The sequence below is a fragment of the Enterobacter ludwigii genome (assembly GCA_023023105.1).
Lineage (GTDB): Bacteria > Pseudomonadota > Gammaproteobacteria > Enterobacterales > Enterobacteriaceae > Enterobacter > Enterobacter adelaidei.
This window is the reverse complement of record CP083824.1, coordinates 3,992,887-4,017,558: the sequence shown is the minus strand read 5'-3', so window position 1 is coordinate 4,017,558 and position 24,672 is coordinate 3,992,887. Positions and strand designations below refer to the sequence as shown.

At 56.2% G+C, this 24,672-nt stretch carries 25 protein-coding genes and 1 riboswitch; of the genes, 7 read left to right on the top strand and 18 right to left on the bottom strand.

The features are described from left to right. Positions 1-93: 93 nt before the first annotated feature. Complete coding sequence (rpsU, locus tag LCD46_19405; GenBank protein UOY70183.1) at positions 94-309, bottom strand: 30S ribosomal protein S21; 216 nt, start codon at positions 307-309, stop codon at positions 94-96. 236 nt (positions 310-545) lie between these two features. Here rpsU and tsaD point away from each other — a divergent pair, with 236 nt between their 5' ends. Continuing rightward, a complete protein-coding gene (gene tsaD / locus LCD46_19400; protein ID UOY70182.1) occupies positions 546-1,559 on the top strand; it encodes a tRNA (adenosine(37)-N6)-threonylcarbamoyltransferase complex transferase subunit TsaD in 1,014 nt (337 codons plus the stop codon). 47 nt (positions 1,560-1,606) lie between these two features. Here tsaD and ureG read toward each other — a convergent pair whose 3' ends face one another. From ureG to plsY, 9 genes are all read right to left on the bottom strand, one after another. Further along, positions 1,607-2,224 carry an urease accessory protein UreG gene (gene ureG / locus LCD46_19395; GenBank protein ID UOY70181.1) on the bottom strand — a complete coding sequence of 206 codons (618 nt, stop codon included), beginning with the start codon at positions 2,222-2,224 and terminating at the stop codon, positions 1,607-1,609. 9 nt (positions 2,225-2,233) lie between these two features. Continuing rightward, positions 2,234-2,908, bottom strand: coding sequence for an urease accessory protein UreF (locus tag LCD46_19390; protein ID UOY70180.1), 675 nt, complete (start codon positions 2,906-2,908; stop codon positions 2,234-2,236). Beyond that, positions 2,908-3,447 carry a HupE/UreJ family protein gene (locus LCD46_19385; protein ID UOY70179.1) on the bottom strand — a complete coding sequence of 180 codons (540 nt, stop codon included), beginning with the start codon at positions 3,445-3,447 and terminating at the stop codon, positions 2,908-2,910. The genes LCD46_19390 and LCD46_19385 overlap by 1 nt, the downstream gene beginning before the upstream one ends. Positions 3,448-3,456: 9 nt before the next feature. Next, positions 3,457-3,921 carry an urease accessory protein UreE gene (gene ureE, locus LCD46_19380; GenBank protein UOY70178.1) on the bottom strand — a complete coding sequence of 155 codons (465 nt, stop codon included), beginning with the start codon at positions 3,919-3,921 and terminating at the stop codon, positions 3,457-3,459. 9 nt (positions 3,922-3,930) lie between these two features. Further along, positions 3,931-5,634 (bottom strand): urease subunit alpha, encoded by a 1,704-nt coding sequence (ureC, locus tag LCD46_19375; GenBank protein ID UOY70177.1) that lies wholly within the window; start codon positions 5,632-5,634, stop codon positions 3,931-3,933. Beyond that, positions 5,627-5,941 (bottom strand): urease subunit beta, encoded by a 315-nt coding sequence (locus LCD46_19370; protein UOY70176.1) that lies wholly within the window; start codon positions 5,939-5,941, stop codon positions 5,627-5,629. The genes ureC and LCD46_19370 overlap by 8 nt, the downstream gene beginning before the upstream one ends. Positions 5,942-5,951: 10 nt before the next feature. Continuing rightward, positions 5,952-6,254, bottom strand: coding sequence for an urease subunit gamma (locus LCD46_19365; protein ID UOY70175.1), 303 nt, complete (start codon positions 6,252-6,254; stop codon positions 5,952-5,954). Between the two features lie 10 nt (positions 6,255-6,264). After that, positions 6,265-7,092 carry an urease accessory protein UreD gene (locus tag LCD46_19360; protein UOY70174.1) on the bottom strand — a complete coding sequence of 276 codons (828 nt, stop codon included), beginning with the start codon at positions 7,090-7,092 and terminating at the stop codon, positions 6,265-6,267. A 110-nt stretch (positions 7,093-7,202) separates the two neighbouring features. Further along, positions 7,203-7,817 (bottom strand): glycerol-3-phosphate 1-O-acyltransferase PlsY, encoded by a 615-nt coding sequence (gene plsY, locus LCD46_19355; GenBank protein UOY70173.1) that lies wholly within the window; start codon positions 7,815-7,817, stop codon positions 7,203-7,205. Between the two features lie 107 nt (positions 7,818-7,924). On the opposite strand from plsY, the gene folB reads away from it, so the two are divergent. After that, the gene (folB, locus tag LCD46_19350; protein UOY70172.1) at positions 7,925-8,293 is read left to right on the top strand and encodes a bifunctional dihydroneopterin aldolase/7,8-dihydroneopterin epimerase; all 369 of its coding nucleotides are present in this window, start codon (positions 7,925-7,927) and stop codon (positions 8,291-8,293) included. A 106-nt stretch (positions 8,294-8,399) separates the two neighbouring features. Next, positions 8,400-9,221, top strand: coding sequence for an undecaprenyl-diphosphate phosphatase (bacA, locus tag LCD46_19345; GenBank protein UOY70171.1), 822 nt, complete (start codon positions 8,400-8,402; stop codon positions 9,219-9,221). A 10-nt stretch (positions 9,222-9,231) separates the two neighbouring features. On the opposite strand, the gene LCD46_19340 is transcribed toward bacA, so the two are convergent. Next, positions 9,232-10,473, bottom strand: a complete 1,242-nt coding sequence (locus LCD46_19340; GenBank protein UOY70170.1) for a multifunctional CCA addition/repair protein — start codon at positions 10,471-10,473, stop codon at positions 9,232-9,234. A 61-nt stretch (positions 10,474-10,534) separates the two neighbouring features. Then, positions 10,535-11,155 carry an SH3 domain-containing protein gene (locus LCD46_19335; GenBank protein ID UOY73005.1) on the bottom strand — a complete coding sequence of 207 codons (621 nt, stop codon included), beginning with the start codon at positions 11,153-11,155 and terminating at the stop codon, positions 10,535-10,537. A gap of 229 nt (positions 11,156-11,384) precedes the next feature. Here LCD46_19335 and LCD46_19330 point away from each other — a divergent pair, with 229 nt between their 5' ends. The 3 genes from LCD46_19330 to hldE are packed head-to-tail and all read left to right on the top strand — an operon-like array spanning position 11,385 to position 17,034. After that, complete coding sequence (locus tag LCD46_19330) at positions 11,385-12,686, top strand: inorganic triphosphatase (protein ID UOY70169.1); 1,302 nt, start codon at positions 11,385-11,387, stop codon at positions 12,684-12,686. Positions 12,687-12,707: 21 nt separating this feature from the next. Then, a complete protein-coding gene (gene glnE, locus LCD46_19325; protein ID UOY70168.1) occupies positions 12,708-15,563 on the top strand; it encodes a bifunctional [glutamate--ammonia ligase]-adenylyl-L-tyrosine phosphorylase/[glutamate--ammonia-ligase] adenylyltransferase in 2,856 nt (951 codons plus the stop codon). A 40-nt stretch (positions 15,564-15,603) separates the two neighbouring features. Further along, positions 15,604-17,034, top strand: a complete 1,431-nt coding sequence (hldE, locus tag LCD46_19320; GenBank protein ID UOY70167.1) for a bifunctional D-glycero-beta-D-manno-heptose-7-phosphate kinase/D-glycero-beta-D-manno-heptose 1-phosphate adenylyltransferase HldE — start codon at positions 15,604-15,606, stop codon at positions 17,032-17,034. Positions 17,035-17,111: 77 nt separating this feature from the next. Here the strand turns inward: hldE and ubiK are convergent, their stop codons facing one another. Further along, positions 17,112-17,408, bottom strand: coding sequence for a ubiquinone biosynthesis accessory factor UbiK (gene ubiK, locus LCD46_19315; GenBank protein UOY70166.1), 297 nt, complete (start codon positions 17,406-17,408; stop codon positions 17,112-17,114). A gap of 120 nt (positions 17,409-17,528) precedes the next feature. Then, a riboswitch (FMN riboswitch) is annotated at positions 17,529-17,679 on the top strand. Between the two features lie 106 nt (positions 17,680-17,785). Between ubiK and ribB the strand changes: the two genes are divergently transcribed. Next, a complete protein-coding gene (gene ribB / locus LCD46_19310) occupies positions 17,786-18,439 on the top strand; it encodes a 3,4-dihydroxy-2-butanone-4-phosphate synthase (protein ID UOY70165.1) in 654 nt (217 codons plus the stop codon). Positions 18,440-18,483: 44 nt separating this feature from the next. Here ribB and LCD46_19305 read toward each other — a convergent pair whose 3' ends face one another. From LCD46_19305 to zupT, 5 genes are all read right to left on the bottom strand, one after another. Continuing rightward, positions 18,484-19,545 carry a type 1 fimbrial protein gene (locus LCD46_19305; protein UOY70164.1) on the bottom strand — a complete coding sequence of 354 codons (1,062 nt, stop codon included), beginning with the start codon at positions 19,543-19,545 and terminating at the stop codon, positions 18,484-18,486. After that, entirely contained in the window at positions 19,529-20,287 is a 759-nt protein-coding gene (locus tag LCD46_19300) for a molecular chaperone (GenBank protein ID UOY73004.1), read from the bottom strand. The genes LCD46_19305 and LCD46_19300 overlap by 17 nt, the downstream gene beginning before the upstream one ends. Positions 20,288-20,296: 9 nt before the next feature. Continuing rightward, complete coding sequence (locus LCD46_19295) at positions 20,297-22,741, bottom strand: fimbrial biogenesis outer membrane usher protein (protein UOY70163.1); 2,445 nt, start codon at positions 22,739-22,741, stop codon at positions 20,297-20,299. A 74-nt stretch (positions 22,742-22,815) separates the two neighbouring features. Beyond that, the gene (locus LCD46_19290) at positions 22,816-23,376 is read right to left on the bottom strand and encodes a fimbrial protein (protein ID UOY70162.1); all 561 of its coding nucleotides are present in this window, start codon (positions 23,374-23,376) and stop codon (positions 22,816-22,818) included. A gap of 331 nt (positions 23,377-23,707) precedes the next feature. After that, entirely contained in the window at positions 23,708-24,481 is a 774-nt protein-coding gene (gene zupT / locus LCD46_19285; GenBank protein UOY70161.1) for a zinc transporter ZupT, read from the bottom strand. Positions 24,482-24,672: the final 191 nt, after the last annotated feature.

Sequence of the window (24,672 nt, the reverse complement as noted above, 5' to 3'; positions counted from 1 at the left end):
TTATAAACGAAAACAAGCCGCGCATTCCTTCCGGAAGCACGGCCTTACGACTATTACTCTGTCTGTCAATTGAGGGCTGAGGCCCTCAACCAATTAGTACAGACGAGTACGGCGTGCGTTTTCGCGAGCCAGTTTCTTCGCGTGACGTTTCACTGCAGAAGCTTTAGCGCGCTTACGTTCGGTCGTTGGTTTTTCATAGAACTCACGACGACGAACTTCAGCCAGAACACCTGCTTTCTCGCATGAACGTTTGAAGCGACGCAGTGCTACGTCGAACGGCTCGTTTTCACGTACTTTAATTACCGGCATGTAACTCTCACCTTTAATAAATTCGGTTTGCCGCTGGCATCAACGCCAGCTTATTTCAAAATGGTGCGGAATTTTACTGCAAATGCTGCTGCTTTGTAAAGCACCGATGCGATTTTGAAAGGGACTTTAATAAGGGTGAGGAGTATACACGAGCCTTCTTCCTGGGGCGAACAAAGTTTTACATCAACCCGCCCAGGCTCTACACTGCGCGGTATTGAAACGAGGTAAAACAAGTCATGCGTGTACTGGGTATTGAAACATCCTGCGATGAAACCGGCATCGCCATTTACGACGACGAGAAAGGGCTTCTGGCCAACCAACTGTATAGTCAGGTGAAATTACATGCTGACTACGGCGGCGTCGTGCCAGAACTGGCCTCTCGTGACCACGTGCGTAAAACGGTTCCCCTGATTCAGGCGGCACTGAAAGAGGCCGGGTTGAGTTCAACAGATATTGATGCCGTAGCGTATACCGCAGGCCCGGGTCTGGTCGGTGCCCTGCTGGTGGGTGCAACGGTTGGGCGTTCGCTGGCCTTTGCATGGGATGTGCCGGCCATTCCGGTTCACCATATGGAAGGGCATCTGCTGGCGCCGATGCTGGAAGATAACCCACCTGAGTTTCCGTTTGTGGCACTGCTGGTTTCTGGCGGTCATACCCAGCTGATTAGCGTGACGGGCATTGGCAAGTATGAGCTGCTGGGCGAGTCGATCGACGACGCCGCCGGTGAAGCGTTCGATAAAACCGCCAAGCTGCTGGGGCTCGATTATCCTGGCGGCCCAATGCTTTCTAAGATGGCGTCGCAGGGTACGGAAGGGCGCTTTGTCTTCCCGCGTCCGATGACCGACCGTCCGGGGCTGGACTTCAGCTTCTCTGGCCTGAAAACCTTCGCAGCCAATACCATTCGTAATAACGATGATAGCGAGCAGACCCGCGCCGATATCGCCCGCGCGTTCGAAGATGCGGTAGTCGATACGCTGATGATCAAGTGCAAACGCGCGCTGGATCAGACCGGTTTTAAGCGTCTGGTGATGGCTGGCGGCGTCAGCGCCAACCGTACGCTGCGGGCGAAGCTCGCAGAGATGATGCAAAAGCGTCGTGGGGAAGTGTTCTACGCGCGTCCGGAATTTTGTACCGACAACGGTGCGATGATTGCCTACGCCGGGATGGTACGTCTCAACGCCGGTGCAACGTCCGATCTGAGCGTCTCCGTGCGTCCGCGCTGGCCGCTGGCGGAACTGCCTGAGGCGTAACCCCCTCAGCCTAACCCTCTCCCCATAGGGGAGAGGGAAATTTACGACTACACCCGCAACATCCCTTTCTCTTCTAAAAAACCAATAATCGTCGCTAACCCGTCACCTGCCTTCAGGTTGGTAAAGGCCCACGGACGTTCACCGCGCATGCGGTTGGTGTCGCGCTCCATCACCTCCAGCGAAGCACCCACGTACGGCGCGAGATCGGTTTTGTTGATCACCAGGAAATCGGATTTGGTGATCCCCGGCCCACCCTTGCGCGGTATCTTCTCCCCCTCGGCCACGTCGATCACGTAGATCGTCAGATCCGCCAGTTCGGGACTGAAGGTCGCACTCAGGTTATCGCCGCCACTTTCAACGAAGATCAGATCCAGATTACCGAATTTCTCGCTTAATGCTTCTACAGCGGCCAGGTTCATTGAGGCATCTTCACGGATGGCGGTATGCGGGCAGCCACCGGTCTCCACGCCCACGATGCGTTCCGGCTCCAGCGCACCCGCTTCGGTCAGGATGCGCTGATCCTCTTTGGTGTAGATATCGTTCGTCACCACCGCCAGGTGATAGGTGTCGCGCATCGCTTTGCACAGTGCTTCCAGCAACGCCGTTTTGCCCGACCCTACCGGGCCGCCGACGCCCACGCGCAGGGGATGTTTGTAATCAGCCATGTTCACTCCTCAGGAACGGAATAACCGTGAATATTGTGTTTCGTGGCGCGCAGAGGCGATAGCGGACAGCGGCGTCGCTGCACCTATCTCGTCATCACTGCGCAAAAATGCCTGTTCAAGCCCGTCGGCAAAATGGTTGCTCAGGTCGATAATCAGCTGCTGGGCGGCCTGTTGCCCAAACGGCACCAGCTTGACGCCCGCCATGACCGCGCTCTCTATCCAGCTGTAGCCGAGACTCAGCGCCAGCTCGCGCACGCCGATGCCCCAGCGCACGCCGAGCCACGCCATGCCGCAGAGCTGGCTTTGTGTAAACAGCGGCAGCCATTCGGGCGGACAGTCAGGCTCCCAGCTTTTGATGAGGCGCGTAAAGGCCGCCCCGCGGTTGCGCTCCTCTTCACGTAACTCGCGCGTTTCCCGGCAGGCGAGCAGATACGCTGTCCAGCGTTTGGCTGTGACGAGATCCTGTTGCTCACAGGCCTGATACAGGCGGATAAACAGCGGCAGATCGACACAGAAAAAACTCTGCTCCATCTGCTGCGTCTGCCAGCGTTTGAAGGCATCGGTACTCGTGACCCAACCGGCTTCAACAGCCCATTCCAGCCCCTGTGACCAGGTAAATGACCCGACCGGCAGGCTGCTGCTGGAAAGCTGCATCAGGCGCAGCCACTGGCGGGCGTGCTCCATTAGCTCATCAGCGCCAGCAGGGCGGAGACAATCAGTCCGCCGCCGAAGGTTTTACGCAGCCCATCGTGACGGCGCAGCAGCAACCCTGCGGCGAAACTGGCGCACAGTACGGTGGCGCTGGCAAACATAAACCCGCTGGTGAACAGCCAGAAGCTGTGGCCGGACATCTCCACACCGTGCGCCCAGCCGTGGAACATCGCCAGGGCAGGGACTGCCAGCAGCAGACGGTTTTCGGTTTTAAACATCATCACGCCGCAGACCGCCAGCGAGGCGATAATCAGCATCTCCATGCCGCTAAAGCCACCCAGCAGACTGCCCGCAATGGCGCCGACAAGCATCATGCCGAGGGTGGCAAAGGGCAGTAACAACTTGCGGCCGCTCAGGGCGGAGAGCACGCCAGCGCCTGTCAGCATCAGCAGATGATCGAGGCCGGTCAGCGGGTGGAAAAATCCGGCCTGGAAGCTATCGGCACCGTGTCCCGGATGTGCCAGCGCAGGCAGGGAAAAAGCCAGCAGTAAAAGGGGTGAGTACTTGCGCATGATTAATCCTTAATGTGAATGAGCGTGAGAGTGGCTATGACTATGGGCCTCGCTGGTGTAGGCCCCTGCTTCGGGTTCAAATGGCAGGCTGGCAAACGTCACCTCAAGCCCGAACTGGCGCAGCATATCGTCGAGGACGTGATCGTGATGATAGCGCAGCTCGCCGGGCATGATTTGCAGCGGCACGTGACGGTTGCCCAGGTGATAGCAGGCGCGGGCGAGCAGGAACGGATCGGCGCAGCGCACCACAGAGACGGACTCCGGAGCGGCAATCACTTCAATGACTTCGCTGCCGTCTTCGTTGCAGAGCAGGTCACCGCCGCGCAACAGTAAACCGCGCGGCAGCATCAACCCGGCTTCGCGCCCGTCGTTCAGCGCCACGCGGGCGCGGCTTTTCACCCGCACGTCAATCGGCAGCGTGACGCTGGCGGTGACGGGGTGGGCATGGTCCAGGCGTTGGGTTAAATAGATCATCATCACTCCTCAAAACAGGAAATAGCGTTGCGCCATCGGCAGAACGTCAGCCGGTTCGCTGGTAATCAGTTCGCCGTCGACGCGCACTTCATAGGTCTGCGAATCAACGGTGATATTTGGCTGAAGGCCGTTGTGGATCATGTCCACTTTTTTCACCGTCCGGCAGCCTTTCACCACCGCGATGGCGCTCTGCAGGTTGAGCTGCTGCGGGATGCCGTTCGCACTGGCGGCTTGCGAGATAAACGTCAGCCGCGTGGCGTGGCGCGCGGCACCGAGTGCGCCAAACATCGGGCGGTAATGGACCGGCTGCGGCGTGGGGATAGAGGCGTTGATATCCCCCATCGGCGCGCAGGCGATCATCCCACCTTTGACGATGGTGGCGGGTTTGACGCCAAAAAACGCCGGGGACCAGACCACCAGATCCGCCAGTTTTCCCGCCTCAATCGAACCCACTTCATGGGCGATACCGTGGGTCAGCGCCGGGTTGATGGTGTATTTGGCAACATAGCGCTTCACGCGGAAGTTGTCGTTATCGCCGGTCTCTTCCGGCAGGGGGCCGCGCTGCACCTTCATGCGGTGTGCCACTTGCCAGGTGCGGATAATCACTTCCCCCACGCGGCCCATCGCCTGAGAGTCTGACGAGATGAGGGAGAATGCGCCGATATCGTGCAGCACATCTTCAGCGGCGATGGTTTCACGGCGAATACGTGATTCCGCAAAGGCGACGTCCTCAGCAATATCCGGATCGAGGTGATGGCAGACCATCAGCATGTCGAGATGCTCGTCGATGGTGTTCACCGTGTAGGGCAGCGTCGGGTTGGTGGAGGAGGGCAGAATATTCGGGTGCGCGCAGGCGGTGATGATATCCGGCGCGTGGCCGCCGCCCGCGCCTTCGGTGTGGAAGGTGTGGATGGTACGCCCGCCAATCGCCGCCAGCGTATCTTCGACAAACCCGGATTCGTTCAGCGTGTCGCTGTGCAGCGCCACCTGAATATCCATCTCGTCTGCGACCTCCAGAGAACAGTTGATGGCGGCAGGCGTGGCACCCCAGTCTTCGTGGATTTTAAGCCCGATAGCACCGGCGGCGATCTGCTCGCGCAGAGCGTCCGGGTTTGAGCCGTTACCCTTGCCGAGCAGACCAATATTCACCGGCAGCGTATCTGCGGCCTGTAACATGCGGGCGATATACCACGGCCCCGGCGTGCAGGTCGTGGCGTTGGTGCCTGCTGCAGGCCCGGTACCGCCGCCGATCATGGTCGTGACGCCGGAGACCAGCGCCTCTTCCGCCTGCTGCGGGCAGATCCAGTGAATGTGGGTGTCGATCCCGCCGGCGGTGACGATCTTCCCCTCGGCGGCAATTACTTCCGTTGCCGCGCCAATCGGGATCGTCACGCCGGGCTGAATATCCGGGTTACCGGCTTTACCGACGGCAAAGATCCGCCCGTTCTTCACACCGATATCGGCTTTCACGATCCCCCAGTGATCAACTATCAGCGCGTTGGTGAGAACCAGATCCACGCATTGATCCGTTGTCATTTGTCCTTGACCCATGCCGTCGCGGATCACTTTTCCGCCGCCGAATTTTACCTCTTCACCGTAAACAGTGAGATCCTCTTCCACTTCGATCCACAGATCGCTGTCGGCCAGCCGCACTTTATCGCCCGTGGTGGGGCCGAACATGTCGGCGTAGGCCTGACGTGAAATTTCAGCCATTGCTCACCTCTCCCATCACCTCACCGCGAAAACCGACAATGCGCTTCGCGCCGCTGATCTGAACCAGCGTCACTTCGCGCTTTTGGCCGGGTTCGAAACGTACGGCGGTCCCGGCCGGAATATTCAGCCGGTAGCCTTTGGTTATCGCCCGGTCGAACTTCAGCGCCGGGTTGACCTCGTAAAAGTGGTAGTGCGATCCCACCTGGATCGGCCTGTCACCGTGGTTTTCGACGATCACACTCTGCGTTGCTCGCCCTACGTTGATGGCAATATTTCCGGGCTGGATCTGGTATTCACCTGGGATCATCACGCGCTCCTTAGACGATCGGGTTATGGACAGTGACGAGCTTTGAACCGTCGGGGAAGGTGGCTTCTACCTGAATGTCGGGGATCATCTCGGGTACACCTTCCATCACCTGGTCGCGTGTGAGGACATGGCGGCCCGCCTCCATCAGTGAGGCGACGGTTTCGCCATCGCGCGCACCTTCCATAATAAAGGCGCTGATCAACGCGACGGATTCCGGATAATTGAGCTTTACCCCGCGTGCAAGGCGGCGTTCGGCAACCAGCGCGGCGGTGAACAGCAACAGCTTGTCTTTTTCTCTGGGGGTCAGTTCCATAACGTTTCTCTTATGTCTGCCAGATACGCGGCGAACAGGCAGTTTTGTGGGATAAAAGCGGGCGAAGCGACTGCCAGATATCGCGCATCACTCGCTGACAAATCAGGTTATCGTGAGAGAGAAAGCGCACCGACAGCAGATCGTCAGTAAGGGTTGCCCCGGCAACGTTTTCCAGTGGTGTAAGCAGTTCACGTACTCTGTCGAGATGCTCTTCCCTGGCCGGATAGAACAGCAGCGTGCCGACCCACGGATGCCCGGCAACGGGCGTGAGATCGCCATCGCTAAGATGCTGACGCTCAATCAGGCGAGGTTCGTCTTCAATCCAGATTTCAAGGCGGCTCTCCAGCCTGCCGTGGCTGAAGGTCTCACCGATCACCGGGCGCCCCAGACAGTACAGCTCCCAGGCCATCAATGTACTGGAGGCCTTCAGGTGGAAAACGGAGCGCAGCGCGGCGTTCGCGCCGGGAAAGATAATGGTGTCCTGCGGCAACCACTCCAGCGTGGCGTCTTCATCGAGATAAAAGTGCTGGCTCAGACGAGCCTGCGGGCCACTGCTGCGATAGAACTTACTGGCACCGGGCATGGTGATGAGCGCATGGCTTTTGGCGTCCAGCCGAACGGAAATGTCCAGCGTATCGCCACCCACAATTCCGCCGGGTGGATGCAGCAGGTAAAGGTGGCAGGTATCCCCTTCCGGGTAAAACGGACGCTGAACCGTAAGCGGCCCGAGGTGATGAGCGGAATGCAGGAGGGTTTTCTCAGGCGTGTGACAAAACTGCAGGGCAAGCGACGCTTGCCAGCCTTTATACGTAGTATCAGTGACCTGAGCTGCTATCATGCTGCATCCATTTGCTCACCATCGGGATACGTTTCAGTATGCCCTGGCGGAAATGAAGGCTGTCATATGAGTCGCTTATGGATACGTTATCTGCTGCGGGTGTCGCGCGATTACTCAGGCTCTTTTTTCTTTCTCTTGAGCTTTGTCCAAATTTTGGTCTCCTGGCGACGCCACAGGCGCTGGATATTGTCGTGATGACGCAGCAGGATAAGGCAAGAGAGCATCGACACCGGGAAGGTGAATTGAGGTTTGAACCACCAGACGTAAAACGGGGCGATCAGCGCGCTGACAATGGCACCCAGTGACGAGTAGCCGCTCAGAAGAATGGTCAGCAGCCAGGTGCCGGCCATGACGCCGGTTAAGTCCCAGCCGATAGGCGCAATGGCACCAAAGGCGGTTGCAACGCCTTTGCCACCTTTAAATCCGAAGAATACAGGCCAGATGTGGCCGACACAGGCAGCGATGGCAATGAGCCCCAGCCAGAACGGCGTGACGCCCAGCGCATATGCGCCCCAGACGGGTAGCATCCCTTTCAGTACATCAAAAATCAAAACCGCTACGGCTGCACCCTTGCCGCCAATTCGTAGTACGTTGGTCGCCCCCGGGTTCCCGGAACCACTTTCACGCGGGTCAGGTAACCCTGCAATGCGGCAGACCAGAATGGCGCTGGAGATTGAGCCGCAAAGATAGGCGAGGAGGATCATTCCAGGCGCGATTGCACTCATAACGCTGTTCCGTTTTGAAAATGTATCTGTATTCTCAGCATCTGTGGATAATACGCATAATTCGCCGGAAGTGGTATCCGGTTTAGCCAAAAAGCAGGCAGGTCGTGATGGATATTGTATTTATAGAGCAACTTTCGGTAATCACCACTATTGGTGTTTACGACTGGGAACAGACCATTGAGCAGAAGCTGGTGTTCGATATCGAAATGGGCTGGGATAACCGTAAGTCAGCAAAAAGTGATGACGTGAATGACTGTCTGAGCTATGCCGATATCAGTGAAACGGTCATCGCCCACGTTGAAGGGCAACGTTTTGCGCTGGTCGAACGGGTGGCTGAAGAAGTCGCAGAATTGCTGCTGAAAAAATTCAATTCACCGTGGGTGCGCATTAAGTTAAGTAAACCAGGAGCAGTGGCGCGCGCCACCAATGTTGGCGTTATTATTGAGCGTGGCACAAATCTGAAAGGCAAGATTTAACGTCATAATAGCTAAACCATTTTAGGTTATACCGGTCTTAACGCTGTATCTTTCTCGGTTGTCCGAATGGGGCACCGTTTTTTTATATCTTCTTAGGGGTTTATAGATGAGCGATATGCACTCGCTGCTGGTGGCGGCAATACTGGGTGTGGTCGAAGGATTGACGGAGTTTTTGCCGGTTTCCAGTACGGGCCATATGATTATCGTTGGCCATCTGCTGGGCTTTGAAGGCGATACCGCTAAAACGTTTGAAGTGGTCATCCAACTGGGTTCTATTCTGGCGGTAGTGGTGATGTTCTGGCGTCGTCTGTTTGGTCTGATCGGCATCCACTTTGGCCGTCCGCCTCAGCATGAAGGTATGGGTAAAGGCCGACTGTCACTGATCCATATTCTGCTCGGGATGATCCCTGCGGTGGTGCTGGGTCTGGTGTTCCACGACGCCATTAAATCGCTGTTTAACCCGATTAACGTGATGTACGCGTTGGTCGTGGGTGGTTTCCTGCTGATCGCGGCGGAAGTGCTGAAGCCGAAAACCCCGCGTGCGGAAGGTCTGGATGACATGACCTACCGCCAGGCGTTTATGATTGGTTGCTTCCAGTGCCTGGCACTGTGGCCGGGCTTCTCACGTTCAGGCGCGACTATTTCTGGCGGGATGCTGATGGGCGTAAGCCGTTATGCGGCCTCTGAGTTTTCGTTCCTGCTGGCAGTACCAATGATGATGGGCGCCACTGCACTCGACGTCTACAAAAGCATTGGGTTCCTCACCACGGGTGACATTCCGATGTTCGCCGTTGGTTTCATCACCGCCTTTATCGTGGCGCTGATTGCCATTAAAACTTTCCTGCAGTTGATTAAGCGTATCTCGTTTATTCCGTTCGCAATCTATCGCTTTATCGTGGCGGCAGCGGTTTACGTGGTCTTCTTCTGACCGATAGCCCTCAGTCTTTCGGCTGAGGGCAATGCTTTTCTTTCCAGTCTGTCACCGCCTGAATCCGACGTCTGGTGAGTTCTTCACGGATCTCAGGTCCTTTAAAGCCCGCTTCGACAACATCCTTCGTTGGCACCGCTTTCGCGACTTCCCAGGCTTTACGCAATAAACGTCCCTGCGGGTAATCACACGCTTCAAACCCGGTGCGCCCACGTACGTCAGCTTCACTGGTCAGGGCGATTTGCTCCACGCGGTGAGGTTTGCGCCAGGCGTCGATGTTATCGAACAGCTTGACGATGGTGGCCGGTTTCAGGATGGGGAAGGTGTGGATCAGGTCGTGGAACTCGGCCACCAGTTTCGCCAGATCGCGGATCTCATTCGGGACGCGCAGACGCTGACAAAGCCCCTCGACCAGCTTCACGCCTGCCGGGCCATGCCCGTGATGACGCGGCCAGAACTCTTTTGGCGTTAAGCCTTTGCCCAGATCGTGGCACAGGGTGGAAAAACGGATGTCGACCTCGGGGCTGAGCATAGCCGCCATACTGAGCGTCATCAGGGTATGAACGCCGGTATCAATTTCCGGGTGCCATTTCGCCGGTGCAGGGACACCAAACAGCGCGTCGATTTCCGGGAACAGCACCTTCAGCGCGCCGCAGTCGCGCAGAACCTGGAAAAAGACCTGCGGGTTGCGCGTAGTGAGGGCATTTTCCGTCTCTTTCCAGACGCGCTCTGGCGTCAGGTGTTCAAGTTCACCCGCCTCGGTCATGGCGGTCATCAGCGCCATTGTCTCATCGGCAATACGGAAACTCAGGTGGGCATAACGCGCGGCAAAACGCGCCACGCGCAGAACGCGGAGCGGATCTTCAGAAAACGCCGGGGAGACGTGACGTAAAAGGCGGTTACGCAGATCGTCCTGACCGCCATAAGCGTCAATGATGTGCCCCTGCTCATCCTGTGCCAGCGCGTTGATGGTGAGATCGCGACGCAGGAGATCTTGCTCCAGCGTGACGTCCGGCGCGGCATAACAGGTGAAACCCGTGTAGCCAGAACCGGATTTCCGCTCGGTACGCGCGAGGGCGTACTCTTCCCGGCTTTTTGGGTGCAGGAATACGGGAAAATCGCGGCCTACCTGCTGGTAGCCCGCGTCGAGCATCTCTTCGGGGGTGGCACCGACCACCACCCAGTCTTTATCTTTGACCGGCAGACCTAACAACGCATCACGTACCGCACCACCGACCAGATAACTCTTCACGCCCTACACTCCCGTTTTCTCTTTTTCCAGGATCATACGTAAGTCTGGCAGAGAAGACGAGTTAGTTCATCCAGCGGTCTTTACGCTTACGGCTTGGGATCAGATGCGGCAGCACCAGACCGAGCACCAGACCCACGCCCAGCACGCCACCGCCATACATAAACCACTGCATGATGATGGTGCGCTGTTTGTCGTCGAGCTGCAGATTGGCGGCATTCACTTTCTTCTGCGCGACAATCAGCTCGTTTTTGAGTTTTTGGTTCTCTTCTTTCAGACCGTTGATCACACCGTCACTCTGCGCCACTTTCTGCTGCATTTCTGCGGTGCGTTGGTTCCAGGTTCCGTCGATGTTATTCAGCTTGTCGGTCAGGGTTTTCACCTGGTTTTCCAGATCCGGTACGCGGGTGCGCAGACTTGGCACGGTGCTCAGCTCTTTCAGCGGGATCCAGGACGTACGGCCGGTACTGTCGCGAACCTGGCCATAGTTGGTGTCCGCGTTGGTCTGTAACAGGGTGACTTCCTCGCCGGCATTTACCGTGCCCACGAGGCGATAATTATCTCCGGGGCCACTGCGTACCCAGGTGTTCAGTTCGTCAGAAACGTAACGCTTCTCTTCAGCGTGCACGGTGGTTGCGGCGCTAAAAGCGAGTAAAGTAAGTCCAATCAGGCGTAATTTAAGCATCATTAGTCGTTATTTTCATAAATAGTGGAACGATAGTAGTGGCAACAGTGTCTCTACGCAAAGCATTCGTCAGCAATCAGAATCATCTGTGTCACGACTCTACACATTTACGCCCGTCAAATTGCTCATTGCATGGCAATTTGGCGCAAAATACTATGTACTGACAAACAAATGGCGAGGAAGTTCGTCCTCATTGACGCGTCTGTGACGCCCGCAAAAGTACAAGGCTATGGCACAAGAAATTGAATTAAAGTTTATCGTCGAAAAAGACAGCTTTGACGCTCTTAGTCAGCATCTGCACACGCTTTCCGGCGAACACCATGCACCGGTACAACTGCTTAATATCTATTACGAAACGCCAGACAACTGGCTGCGCCGCCACGATATGGGGCTACGTATCCGTGGCGCGAACGGACGCTACGAGATGACGATGAAAATTGCCGGTCGCGTGGTTGGCGGTTTACATCAGCGCCCGGAATACAATATCGACATCAGTAAGCCAGAACTTGAGCTGGAACGTTTCCCGACAGAAGTTTGGCCTGAGGGTAAACTGCCAGAAACCTTATCCGCAGACGTACAGCCCCTGTTCAGTACTGATTTCTGGCGCGAAAAATGGCTGGTGACGGAAGGCAAGAGCCGCATTGAAATCGCGCTGGATTTAGGTGAGGTGAAGGCGGGTGAGTTCCAGGAGCCGATCTGCGAACTGGAGCTTGAACTGCTGGAAGGGGATGCGAATGATGTGCTGAAGCTGGCGCGCAAGCTGGTGAACCAGTCCGGGTTGCGTCAGGGAAGCCTGAGTAAAGCCGCGCGAGGTTACCACCTGGCGGTCGGAAATGCGCCACGCGTGGTGAAAGAGACGACGATTTTGCACGTTGCGCCGAAAGCCAGCGTAGAGCAGGGTCTGGAAGCCGCGCTGGAGCTGGCGCTCTCGCAGTGGCAGTACCATGAAGAGCTGTGGGCGCGGAATGTGAAAAACGCGAAATCCCACGTGCTGGCGGCGATTGCCATGGTGCGCCATACCCTGACGCTGTTTGGCGGTATTGTTCCTCGCAAAGCGAGCGCTCACTTACGTGACCTGCTGACGCAAATCGAAACGCTGATGCTGTCCGACGTATCGGCACAAACAGCGATCTATAGCCCGCAAACGGCGACGGCAAAACTGGCACTGACCGAGTTTCTGGTCACGCGTGGCTGGCGTACCTTCCTGGATGCGAAAGCGCAGACCAAAATCGCGGAGAACTTCAAACGTTTCGCGGATATTCATCTCTCTCGTCATGCCGCCGAGCTGAAGAGCACCTTTGCTTACCCGCTGGGTGACCAGTATGGCGATCAGCTTCCTCGTCTTTCGCGCAATATCGACAGCATGCTGCTGCTTTCCGGTGCCTATGACGGCGTGAAGGCTCAGGCCTGGCTGGAGAACTGGCAGGGGCTGAAGCATGCCATTGAAACCCGTCAGCATATTGAGATTGAGCATTTCCGTAACGAGGCCATTTCGCAGGAGCCGTTCTGGCTGCACAGCGGAAAACGTTAACTCTGGCAAGGAACCCCAATCATGCCGCTTTCTTCGCAGTTACAGCAGCAGTGGCAGACCGTTTGCGAACGTCTGCCTGAGTCATTACCGACGTCATCATTAAGCGAGCAGGCGAAGAGCGTGCTCACTTTCAGTGATTTTGTGCAGGAAAGTATCACCGCCAACCCGGACTGGCTGGTGGAGCTTGAAAATTCACCGCCACAGGCAGAAGAGTGGCGGCATTATGCTGACTGGTTGCAAACCGCGCTTGCTGAAGTTGCGGATGAAGCAACGCTGATGCGCGTCCTGCGCCAGTTCCGTCGCCGGGTAATGGTGCGTATTGCCTGGGCGCAATCTCTGGCGCTGGTCAGCGAAGAGAGCACGTTACAGCAGCTAAGTGAGCTGGCACAGACGTTGATTGTTGCTGCGCGAGACTGGCTCTACGCCGCCTGCTGTAAAGAGTGGGGAACACCGTGCAGCGAGGAAGGGGTTCCTCAGCCACTGTTGATTCTGGGGATGGGTAAGCTGGGCGGTTGCGAGCTTAACTTCTCCTCCGATATCGATCTGATTTTTGCCTGGCCGGAGAACGGCTCTACGCGCGGCGGACGTCGTGAGCTGGACAACGCCCAGTTCTTTACCCGACTCGGCCAGCGTCTGATTAAGGCCCTGGATCAGCCGACGCAGGATGGTTTCGTCTACCGCGTGGACATGCGTCTGCGTCCCTTTGGCGACAGCGGCCCGCTGGTGTTGAGCTTTGCCGCACTGGAAGATTATTACCAGGAGCAAGGGCGCGACTGGGAGCGTTATGCCATGGTCAAAGCGCGGATCATGGGCGACAGCGACGATGCCTACGCCAACGAGCTGCGCGCCATGCTGCGCCCGTTCGTGTTCCGCCGTTACATTGACTTCAGCGTGATCCAGTCCCTGAGAAACATGAAAGGGATGATTGCCCGAGAAGTGCGCCGCCGTGGGCTGAAAGACAATATTAAGCTCGGTGCAGGCGGTATCCGCGAAATCGAATTTATCGTCCAGGTCTTCCAGCTTATTCGCGGCGGGCGTGAGCCTACGCTGCAGTCCCGTTCACTGCTGCCGACGCTGAGCGCCATCGAGCAGCTTCACCTGTTACCGGACGGTGACGCGCAAACCCTGCGTGAGGCCTATCTGTTCCTGCGTCGTCTGGAGAACCTGCTGCAAAGTATCAACGACGAACAGACCCAGACCCTGCCAGCGGATGATCTGAACCGGGCGCGTCTTGCCTGGGGGATGCGCGCAGATGACTGGTCAATGCTGACCGAACGGCTGGATGCGCATATGGCAGGAGTACGCCGTATCTTTAACGACCTGATTGGCGATGACGAAAGTGAATCGCAGGACGATGCGCTTTCCGAGCACTGGCGCGAGCTATGGCAGGATGCGCTTCAGGAAGATGACACTACGCCAGTGCTGGCACACCTGAGTGACGACGCCCGCCATCGTGTGGTGGCACTGATTGCTGATTTTCGTCTTGAACTGAATAAACGTGCGATTGGGCCACGTGGTCGGCAGGTACTTGATCATTTGATGCCGCATCTGCTGAGCGAGGTTTGCTCCCGCGCGGATGCGCCGGTGCCGTTGTCACGCATGATGCCGCTGCTGAGTGGGATTATCACGCGTACCACGTACCTTGAACTATTGAGCGAGTTTCCAGGGGCGCTTAAACATCTGATTACGCTCTGCGCTGCGTCGCCAATGGTAGCCAACAAGCTGGCGCGTTATCCGCTGTTGCTCGACGAACTGCTCGACCCGAATACGCTCTACCAGCCGACGGCGACGGACGCCTACCGGGACGAGCTGCGCCAGTATCTGCTGCGGGTGCCGGAAGAGGACGAAGAGCAGCAGCTGGAGGCGTTGCGTCAGTTTAAGCAGGCACAGATGCTGCGTGTGGCAGCGGCAGATATCGCCGGAACGCTGCCGGTGATGAAAGTGAGCGATCACTTAACCTGGCTTGCGGAAGCGATCATCGACGCGGTCGTGCATCAGGCCTGGGTGCAGATGGTGGCTCGCTACGGCCAGCCGAAACACCTGGCCGACCGTGAGGGTCGTGGTTTTGCGGTGGTGGGGTACGGCAAGCTCGGCGGCTGGGAGCTGGGCTATAGCTCCGATCTGGATTTAATCTTCCTGCACGATTGCCCGGTCGACGTGATGACTGACGGCGAACGTGAGATTGACGGGCGCCAGTTCTATCTGCGTCTGGCCCAGCGCATTATGCACCTGTTCAGCACCCGTACCTCATCCGGCATTTTGTACGAAGTGGATGCACGTCTGCGACCCTCCGGCGCGGCGGGCATGCTGGTCACCTCGACGGAGTCCTTTGCTGATTACCAGAAGAACGAAGCCTGGACGTGGGAGCATCAGGCGCTGGTGCGTGCCCGCGTGGTGTACGGCGATCCGCAGCTTAAAACGCAGTTTGACGTCATCCGTAAGGATGTCATGACGACGGTGCGAGAGGGTGTCACGTTGCAAACTGAAGTGCGGGAAATGCGCGAGAAAATGCGCGCGCATCTGGGCAATAAACATCGCGATCGCTTTGATATCAAAGCCGATGAGGGGGGGATTACCGATATTGAGTTTATTACCCAGTACCTGGTGCTGCTGCACGCGCACGATAAACCGAAGCTGACACGCTGGTCGGACAATGTACGCATTCTGGAACTGCTCGCGCAAAACGACATTATGGACGAGCAGGAGGCACAGGCGTTAACCCGCGCCTATACCACGCTACGCGATGAGCTGCACCACCTGGCACTGCAGGAACAGCCGGGGCATGTGGCGCTGGACTGTTTCAGCAGTGAACGCGCTCAGGTGACGGCAAGCTGGCAGAAGTGGCTGGTGGAACCGTGCGTAACAAAACAAGTGTGATATTATCGCGCGCAAATTGTGAATCTTTCTGGAGTCAGGAATGAAAGTAACACTGCCAGAGTTTGAACGTGCTGGAGTTATGGTTGTCGGGGATGTGATGCTGGATCGCTACTGGTATGGGCCAACCAGCCGCATCTCTCCGGAAGCGCCGGTACCGGTGGTTAAGGTCGACACCATTGAAGAGCGTCCCGGCGGCGCGGCAAACGTGGCGATGAACATTGCCTCTCTGGGCGCGCATTCGCGTCTGGTGGGCTTGACCGGCATCGACGATGCGGCGCGTGCGCTGAGCAAGTCACTGGCGGACGTGAACGTGAAGTGTGACTTCGTTTCTGTACCGACCCACCCGACGATCACCAAACTGCGCGTGCTGTCGCGCAACCAGCAGTTAATCCGCCTCGACTTTGAAGAAGGGTTCGAGGGAGTTGACCCTGAGCCGCTGCACGAGCGTATTAATCAGGCGCTGGGTAATATTGGTGCGCTGGTGCTGTCCGACTATGCCAAAGGTGCGCTGGCGAGCGTGCAGACGATGATTCAGCTCGCGCGTAAAGCCAACGTGCCGGTGCTGATCGACCCGAAAGGCACCGATTTTGAGCGCTATCGCGGCGCAACGCTGCTGACGCCAAACCTCTCTGAGTTTGAAGCGGTGGCGGGTAAGTGCAAAACGGAAGCAGAAATTGTCGAACGTGGCATGAAGATCATTGCTGATTTCGAGCTGTCTGCACTGCTGGTGACCCGTTCAGAGCAGGGGATGACCCTGATTCAACCAGGCAAAGCACCCCTGCATATGCCCACTCAGGCGCAGGAAGTGTATGACGTGACCGGTGCTGGCGATACGGTGATTGGCGTGCTGGCGGCGACGCTTGCAGCCGGGAATTCCCTTGAAGAAGCCTGTTACTTTGCTAACGCAGCGGCGGGTGTCGTCGTCGGCAAACTCGGTACTTCAACCGTTTCGCCTATTGAGCTGGAAAATGCCGTGCGTGGCCGTGCAGACACCGGTTTCGGTGTGATGAGCGAAGACGAACTGAAAGCCGCCGTTGCCGCAGCGCGTAAGCGCGGTGAGAAAGTGGTGATGACCAACGGCGTGTTTGACATTCTGCATGCGGGCCACGTCTCTTATCTGGCGAATGCGCGCAAGCTGGGCGATCGCCTGATTGTGGCGGTGAACAGTGATGCGTCAACGAAGCGTCTGAAGGGTGAAACGCGTCCGGTGAACCCGCTGGAACAGCGTATGATCGTTCTCGGTGCGCTGGAAGCCGTGGACTGGGTGGTGTCGTTTGAAGAAGACACGCCGCAGCGTCTGATTGCCGGTATTCTGCCGGACCTGCTGGTGAAAGGTGGCGATTACAAGCCGGATCAAATTGCGGGCAGCGAAGAGGTCTGGGCCAACGGCGGCGAAGTGATGGTGCTCAACTTTGAGGACGGGTGTTCAACCACCAACATCATTAAGAAGATCCAGAAAGACAGTCAGTAAAAAAACGGGCCAATTGGCCCGTTTTTTTTCTCCCTCTCCCACAGGGAGAGGGTTGGGGTGAGGGCATCAGGCCGCTCTTACTCCTGCTCATCCACCGGTGGAATGGCCGGTGCCGGCTTCACTTCTTCCTGCGTATTGCGGTTTTCCAGCTCGGTCAGACGCTGTTCCAGCAACGCCAGCTTCTCGCGGGTACGCAGCAGAACCTGGGTCTGCACGTCAAACTCTTCGCGGCTGACTAGATCAAGGCGAACCAACTGCGCCTGCAGCGTCTGGCGGATTTTCTTTTCTACGTCATCACCAAATTCACGAATGCCTTTCGGCATGGATTCGTGTACCTGACGCGCAATTTGCTCAATTTTTTTCGGGTCAATCATTGTCGTTTCCCTTGATGAAAAGGTGTCAGTGCCTATTGTAGCGCGTCATGCCGCGGGTTAAACAAAATTGTTTGATGCTTATGCATTGCCCAGGGTAATCAATAGCGTTATAGTTATCTCGCTTATTCTCAGGGCGGGGCGAAATTCCCCACCGGCGGTAAATCAGCTTCACGCTGAAAGCCCGCGAGCGCTTTGGGTGAACACTCAAAGGTCAGCAGATCCGGTGTAATTCCGGGGCCGACGGTTAGAGTCCGGATGGGAGAGAGTAACGATCCAGTCGGGCATGGGCCCGCTCACGTTATCTTTTTGCCGCTTATACGGCGCTCCTAAGACTGCCCTGATTCTGGTAACCATAATGTTAATGAGGTTTTTTTACCATGAATCAGACGCTACTTTCCTCTTTTGGCACTTCAACTCAACGTGTTGAACATGCACTGGATGCACTGCGCGAAGGCCGCGGTGTGATGGTGCTTGACGATGAAAACCGTGAAAACGAAGGCGACATGATTTTCGCCGCCGAAAACATGACCGTTGAGCAGATGGCGCTGACCATCCGTCACGGTAGCGGCATCGTATGCCTGTGTATTACCGAAGACCGTCGTAAGCAGCTCGAACTGCCAATGATGGTTGAGAACAACACCAGCGCCTTTGGTACCGGTTTTACCGTGACCATTGAAGCGGCGCATGGCGTGACCACCGGTGTGTCTGCGGCTGACCGTCTGACCACCGTACGTGCCGCGATTGCTGATGATGCGAAGCCCTCCGATCTGCATCGTCCAGGCCACGTCTTCCCTCTGCGCGCGCAGGCTGGCGGCGTCCTGACCCGCGGTGGCCACACCGAAGCGACTATCGATCTGGTGACGCTGGCAGGCTTCAAACCTGCAGGTGTTTTGTGTGAACTGACCAACGATGACGGCACCATGGCGCGCGCGCCGGAGTGCATCACCTTTGCCCGTCTGCACAATATGCCGGTAGTCACGATTGAAGATCTGGTCGAGTACCGCCAGGCGCACGAGCGCAAAGCCAGCTGAAACCGCTGAAGTGAAAAAGCCGGGGAAACCCGGCTTTTTTATGTTTAGTGGTAGTTAATTTTAAACAGCACTACGGTTTCGAATGGTCCGGACTGGATCGCTTTTCCCGGCACCGGCGTCAGCTCAGCGGTATAGGTCTGTTCGTACTGCAACGTACTGCCGGTAAAATCGGCATACTCTTCGTATCGGTTAAAGGTGTAGGGCTGCGTTCCGTTCAGGATGCGTAATTTCAGGCCGTTACCGATGAGCAGGGCGGTATCTTCATCGCTCAGCGTCTCGTTCGTATAGAACGACGAATCCATTTTGAATCCATCGGAACACTCGGCGTCCTGTATCTTGGTCGTTCTGACCGAGAACGTGCGCGTTCGCTTTCCCTGATTCATCATGTCGCGGGCGCTGAACGTACCAAAATCAATCTCCTGATTTTCCGGATAGATGCTGAAGGTCGCCCCGCAGTCCAGCACGGTGATATTGTTCAGGCCATTAATATGATACTTAAGGTTTTTCGCGTCGGACATCTGGTTGACGCCGCCCTTGCCGTCGAACTGCACCACGATATAGTCCCCAAGCGTGCTGACGTAGCCGTGCGGCGGCATGACCTTGATTCTGACGTACAGACGAAAGCGCACGATGAACGTGCGTGAGGTGTGAATGTCGTTTGCATTGCCGGAGCAGATGCGGTTCTCCCAGCCCATTTGCTGGATTTGGGCAGGTGTATAGATAGTGATCTGTTTGTTATCAAGGCACTGGGACGTATCGACCCCGTTGGGTTGTCCTGTCGCATCGTAGTCGATCCCTTCATAAGTTACGCCGAGATCGTAGTAGGGATCGGACGCCGACGGGTAGGGGTTAACCCAGGCATAGATGTCCTCTTTTTCAAAATTACTGGTGGCATTGTGGTCGCAGGTCACAGGAACTTTGATTTCGTCAGATTCCCATATTTTCTCCCCCACCTGCGCGTTGCTGGGAATGGCAAAAGGCGAGATTGTTTTTGTCTCCTCCACAGGCCCGCCGGAAACGCCGAGATAACAATCAAGCGCCAGCGCCTCCCTGAATGGCAGAAGGGCAAGTAGCAGCAAAAACAGAAAATTAGCGAGCTTGCGCATTGTTTTGACCCTTCCGCTCGCTGAGCTGGCATTGAGCCTTACCCACACAGGTAACGTCCACTTTTTTCAGCGCGCCGTAATCATCAATGTAACCCACGCTGTAGTAGCTCCCGTGGTAGTCGCCGGTAGAGGTGGACGCTGTGGCAAACGGAGCAATCATCAGGCTGTCGAAGCCCGGCAGCTGGGTTTTCGCATTTTTACTCAGCCACGCGAGGGTAATGTAATAGGGCGTGGGGTTGTGCACGCTGAGCCCCGTTGCGGTGGCGGTAATTTCCATGCGCATTTCGCTTTGATCACCCGGCTTTTTGGTGATGGCTTTTGGCCGCCAGAACAGCTTAATGAGACTCTGCATGGCCACCTGCATAACGCTGCGCGCTTCGCTGGCGCTGCTTGTGGGCGGAACTTCGCGCAGGTTGAAGTAAAACAGCGACTCTCTGTCCTTCGGCAACTGCCCAACCGCCGCCTGCTTCACAATTCTGACCTGCGATGACGCGCCCGCTTCAATGCGCTGAATGGGCGGCAGCGCCATGAAGTGGCTGTCCTCTTTGCGCCCGTTTTCGTCTTCAATCCAGGAAAGCGCCAGGTAGGGTAAGGTTTTGCTCTGGTTATCGACTTTCAGGCTGCTTGCCTTGTCCCCTTCGGGAAAAACGATCCGCGTACGGTCCAGGTTAATGGCGGCATGCGCGTTCAATGCGGTGCCGAGCAACATCAGGCTCAGGGCCTTAAGTGGGGTGGGTTTCATCATGGTTTCTTACTGGCAAGGCAGCATGAGCTGCATACTGTTTTCAAGGTGAGAAGGTAACGAGAAGCGACACTGATGGTTGTTTCCCCACGTGACCAGGAACTGTTGCTCAGGCTGGACGGCGCCCAGCCAGACGCGACCCTCCTCGGCGACCATACCTACCTGCTGGCCGTTATCCTGCAGGCTGACCAGGGCGCCGAGCGGCGGTGTCCCGGAAGGCGTTCGCAAAATGCCGGCAATATCGTTACCGGCTCGGGTCGCGATTTGACGATAGCCGATGGCGCCTTCTGTCCAGGTGGCAGTGACCACCCGCGTATCAACGTCAACGCCGTCAGGCAAATTGTTCATGTTGACCCGCACGCTGGCCGGGGTATAGCTGGAAAACGACGGCAGAACACCGATACCCGACGCGTTGGTTTCGTCATGCGATACGTTCAGCGGGATATGGCCCACGCCGTCGGTGCTGACCATGACGCGTGGCTCATTGCCGTAGCTGCGACGGTGCAGGGCAAACCCTTTCGCCGTCCCGGTAAACGAGCCGTTCCAGCTGGCGCTCATTGAGTTGTACTCATTCGCCTTATAGCTGCCCGAGACGTTGAGATCCCCCAGCGAAGAATAGTGCTGATAGTTTCCGCTGAACTGTGCGCCCGCATCGGCTTTTTCGCTCTCGGTGCCTGCAGAGACGCCCCAGGTATTGTTCCGGTCAGAGGTATCGTACCAGGAGACGCTCTGGCTCAGGCTGTCGCCGTTGCGAAGATCGTAGTTCAGGCGATGGTCAGGATCGAGCGGCACGCTCAGCGAGAGATAAAACTGGTTGTCGTCCTTTTCATCATCTTCGTAATGGGTTCTGCTCAACGACAGGGTCAGGCCAAGGTTTTTCCAGCGGCCAAGGTCGAAGTTATAGCCTGCGGTGACGCTGCCGGTCGTGGAAGGCGAGTCATCCCACCATGTTTGGCGCAGCATGCTTAGATAAAGGTTTAGCGAGAGGGCCGATATGTACTGACTGGCGGTGACGCTGAGAGTCTGTTTTTCCGTCTGGCTGTCGCTGTAGTCGTCATCCAGATAGCGCGCATAGCTCAGGAACTGACGGTCCGAGTATCGGTAGCTCGCCAGCGTAAGCTGGCTACCGGTGGTGTCGAATCGTTTACTGTAGTTAAAACGGTAGCTGTAGCCCGTCTGCGGATCCTCACCCGGCAGCTGGCTGGTGGCCCGGGTGATATCAAACGAGAGCGCCCCCAGATACGCCATGTTTTGTCCCAGCCCGGCGGCCAGGGCGCGGTAGTGGTCACCATCGGCCAGCGTTCCGCCATAGAGTGAGGTTTGCGACAGCATGCCCCAGGAAAACTCGCCGCTCATGAAGGTGCTGTCCTCAACGTCATGCGATGCGTCCTTTCGCGGCTTGCCTGCTGCCAGCTTGTAGCGAACCTGTCCCTGACGCGTCAGGAAGGGAACGGATTCGGCAGAGACCTGGAACGTACTCACCCGGCCATCTTCTTCCGTTACCTTCACGTCGAGCGTGCCCTGCACCGACTGGTTGAGATCCTGAATGATGAACGGGCCCGGCGGGACTTTTGTTTGATAGATGACCCTGTCGGCGAGGCTTACGGTGACCGTCGCGTTGGTTTGGGCAATGCCGGAGATTTGTGGCGCATAGCCGCGCAGTGACCACGGCAGCATGCGCTCATCGCTGATAAGCGACGCGCCGGTGTAGGTGAAGGCGTCGAAGATCGACGACTGGAAATCCGTTTCGCCGAGCGTCAGCTTTGCGCCCATGGTGGGGAGGGGGCGGAACATATAAACGCGCGAGAAGCGCCCGTTATGCTCTGAACCGCCGTCCGCGTGCGTCTGGTTGTATTGATAATCGCTGCGCAGCCGCCAGGCGCCGACGTTCGCGCCCGCCGTGCCGTAAGTGTTGGCATTATCTGAACTGCTGCCGCTGTTGGGCTGGTAGTGGCTGGCAAAAAGATTGTAGTCCAGGAGGACGCCCGCCACGCCGTTATCCCAGGTTGACGGGGGCATCCAGTCGGCAGAACGGTACTGCAACCACGCCTGGGGAATGGACACGTTTAGCGTCTGGCTTGCTTGTTCAAAGGTAAAATGAACGTCCGGCAGCGGGGCGAAGTCTATACAGCCCTCTTTTTCAGTTAGCGATTCCCGTATTTTATCCTGCAGGCCGAACGTGTCGGCCAGCTCGGCGGGAATACAGACCTGGACTGCATCATTCACTTTTTTCCACGTTAACTGCCAGCCGTTTGCTAAGGGGATGTCATTAATCGAAACCGTAACAAAATAACGTCCGGGTACGACGGAGGCGCGATCTTTAAACTGTGTTAAGTCGACGCTGTTGCGCTGATCTTTATCGATGGCATTAATATTAAATTCGGTACCAGAGGCGACTTTCGTCATTAACAGGGCGGTAATGATGATTATGCATGTTGATTTATGTTTCATCATCCTGTTGCCCAAAGTAAATATAAAATGCCGACTGGCATAACGAGCCAGTCGGTAGATAACGAGGTAAATTTGAATTATTTATACGCCAGCACATAGTTTGCGGTGGCTTCAACCTGACCCGGCGTTGCCGTTTTGCCGCTCAGTACTTCCATCTGCGCCTTAAAGTGCAGCGTCTGGGTGGTGGAGCCTGCCAGCAGGGTAACTTCACTGGCGCTACCCAGGGTGATGTTCGCTTCCGCATTATCCAGCAGGCGGACGCCCACGTTCTGCGCGCCGTTGGCATACGTGTTGGTCATCAGACTGGTATCCGTTGTATCCGTGGCGGAGCTGGTGAACGTGACGTCAACTTTGGTGATTGGGGTATCGGTTTCATCGCCTGGATCGTCCAGTTGGCAGTTTTCCAGGTTGATATCTACCGCCACGGGTGACGATTTTTTATTGGCATTAATAACTGCGGTCGTAATTTCACCCAAATCGACTTCTTTATCAACGCTGTCTGGTGCAATATTGCATGGTGCATCAATCACCACACCTTTGAATTTGATCTTACCGGAACCTTGTTCTGCAGCAAACGCCGACCCAGAAATAAGCGTGGCCATTGCCACGGCTAAAAGCGCTTTTTTTCCTGTAAACATGAAAATATCCTTTTTCAGTTGAATTCATATCCTGAATATTAATCAGAATATTGCCAGGGAAGTATACCGATCTCCGACGAGGCAATGCGATTAACCAAGCTTAAAAATCATTTTAGATCTAATTAAAATATAAATGCGGGTTATTGTAAGTGGATGAATTTCAAGAAGTGTAAATTATAATTCCGGATGCATTGTTTAATGTTATTACGCACAATAATGTTCAGTAAAAAACTTTATTTTTTTATAAGTAAGGATGCGGGACATATATTCCTTAAAAAGTTATTTCTTTAACAAATAATAGGCACCTCCGTTTCAGGAGGCGCCCGTCACGTCAGCCAATGCCTGCGGCCTGAAGTAAGACCAGACTTAACCCCATCACCGACATTCCGCACAGGACGCCATAGCTTGGGTTGTTGTTTGGATCGATCTCTTTTGCCAGCGGCATCAGCTCGTCAACCGACAGCGCAACCATAATCCCCGCAACCGCGGCCATAATGGCAGCCATGACTACCGGCGAAACCAGGCTACCGAGGATGAGCCAGGCCAGCACGCCGCCAAGAATTTCCGCCATGCCGGATATCCCGGCCCAGAAGATTGCCGTGCGCTTTGAGCTCGTGGCGGCATAGACCGGACCGGCCACCGCGAGTCCTTCAGGAATATTGTGCAACGCCACCGCCAGGGCGATGCCGAGGCCCATTTCCAGGTTACTGCTGGCGGTGACATACGTCGCCACGCCTTCCGGGAAGTTGTGCAGGCTTATGCCGAGCGTCAGCAAAATGGCGGTGCGCTTAATGTTACGCGGCGCGGGCGCTACGTTTTTTTGCATTAAGTCCTGAGGGTGCGCGTGGGGCAACATGCGATCGAGCGCGAAATATCCCAGCAGGCCAACGACAAACATGCCGTAGCCCAGCAGCGGAGATATACCTTCTGTTCCCAACGCGGCAGGCAGCATCTCCATCAGGGAGATGAGTAGCATGATCCCGGCTGCAAAGCCCAGTGAGAAGGCCAATACGCGATTAGAGGGTTTCTGACCAAGAACACCGAGGATCGCACCGATGAAGGTCGCAGCGCCCGCAAGTATCGTCAGGATCAAAGGTACTGACATTCATTACTCCTTTTGATAATGATTCTCATTAATATAAATGATTCTTTGTCAGCAAAGCGAGCAGAGTGGTTCTGCTTTACATATTCCTTACATTCAAATTTCCTGATGATGATCTTCACGCTTATCAGCGTTCATCTTTGCCGGATTGCGCGTAATGTAGCACCATTAAATTGACACCTTCTGTAAGGATA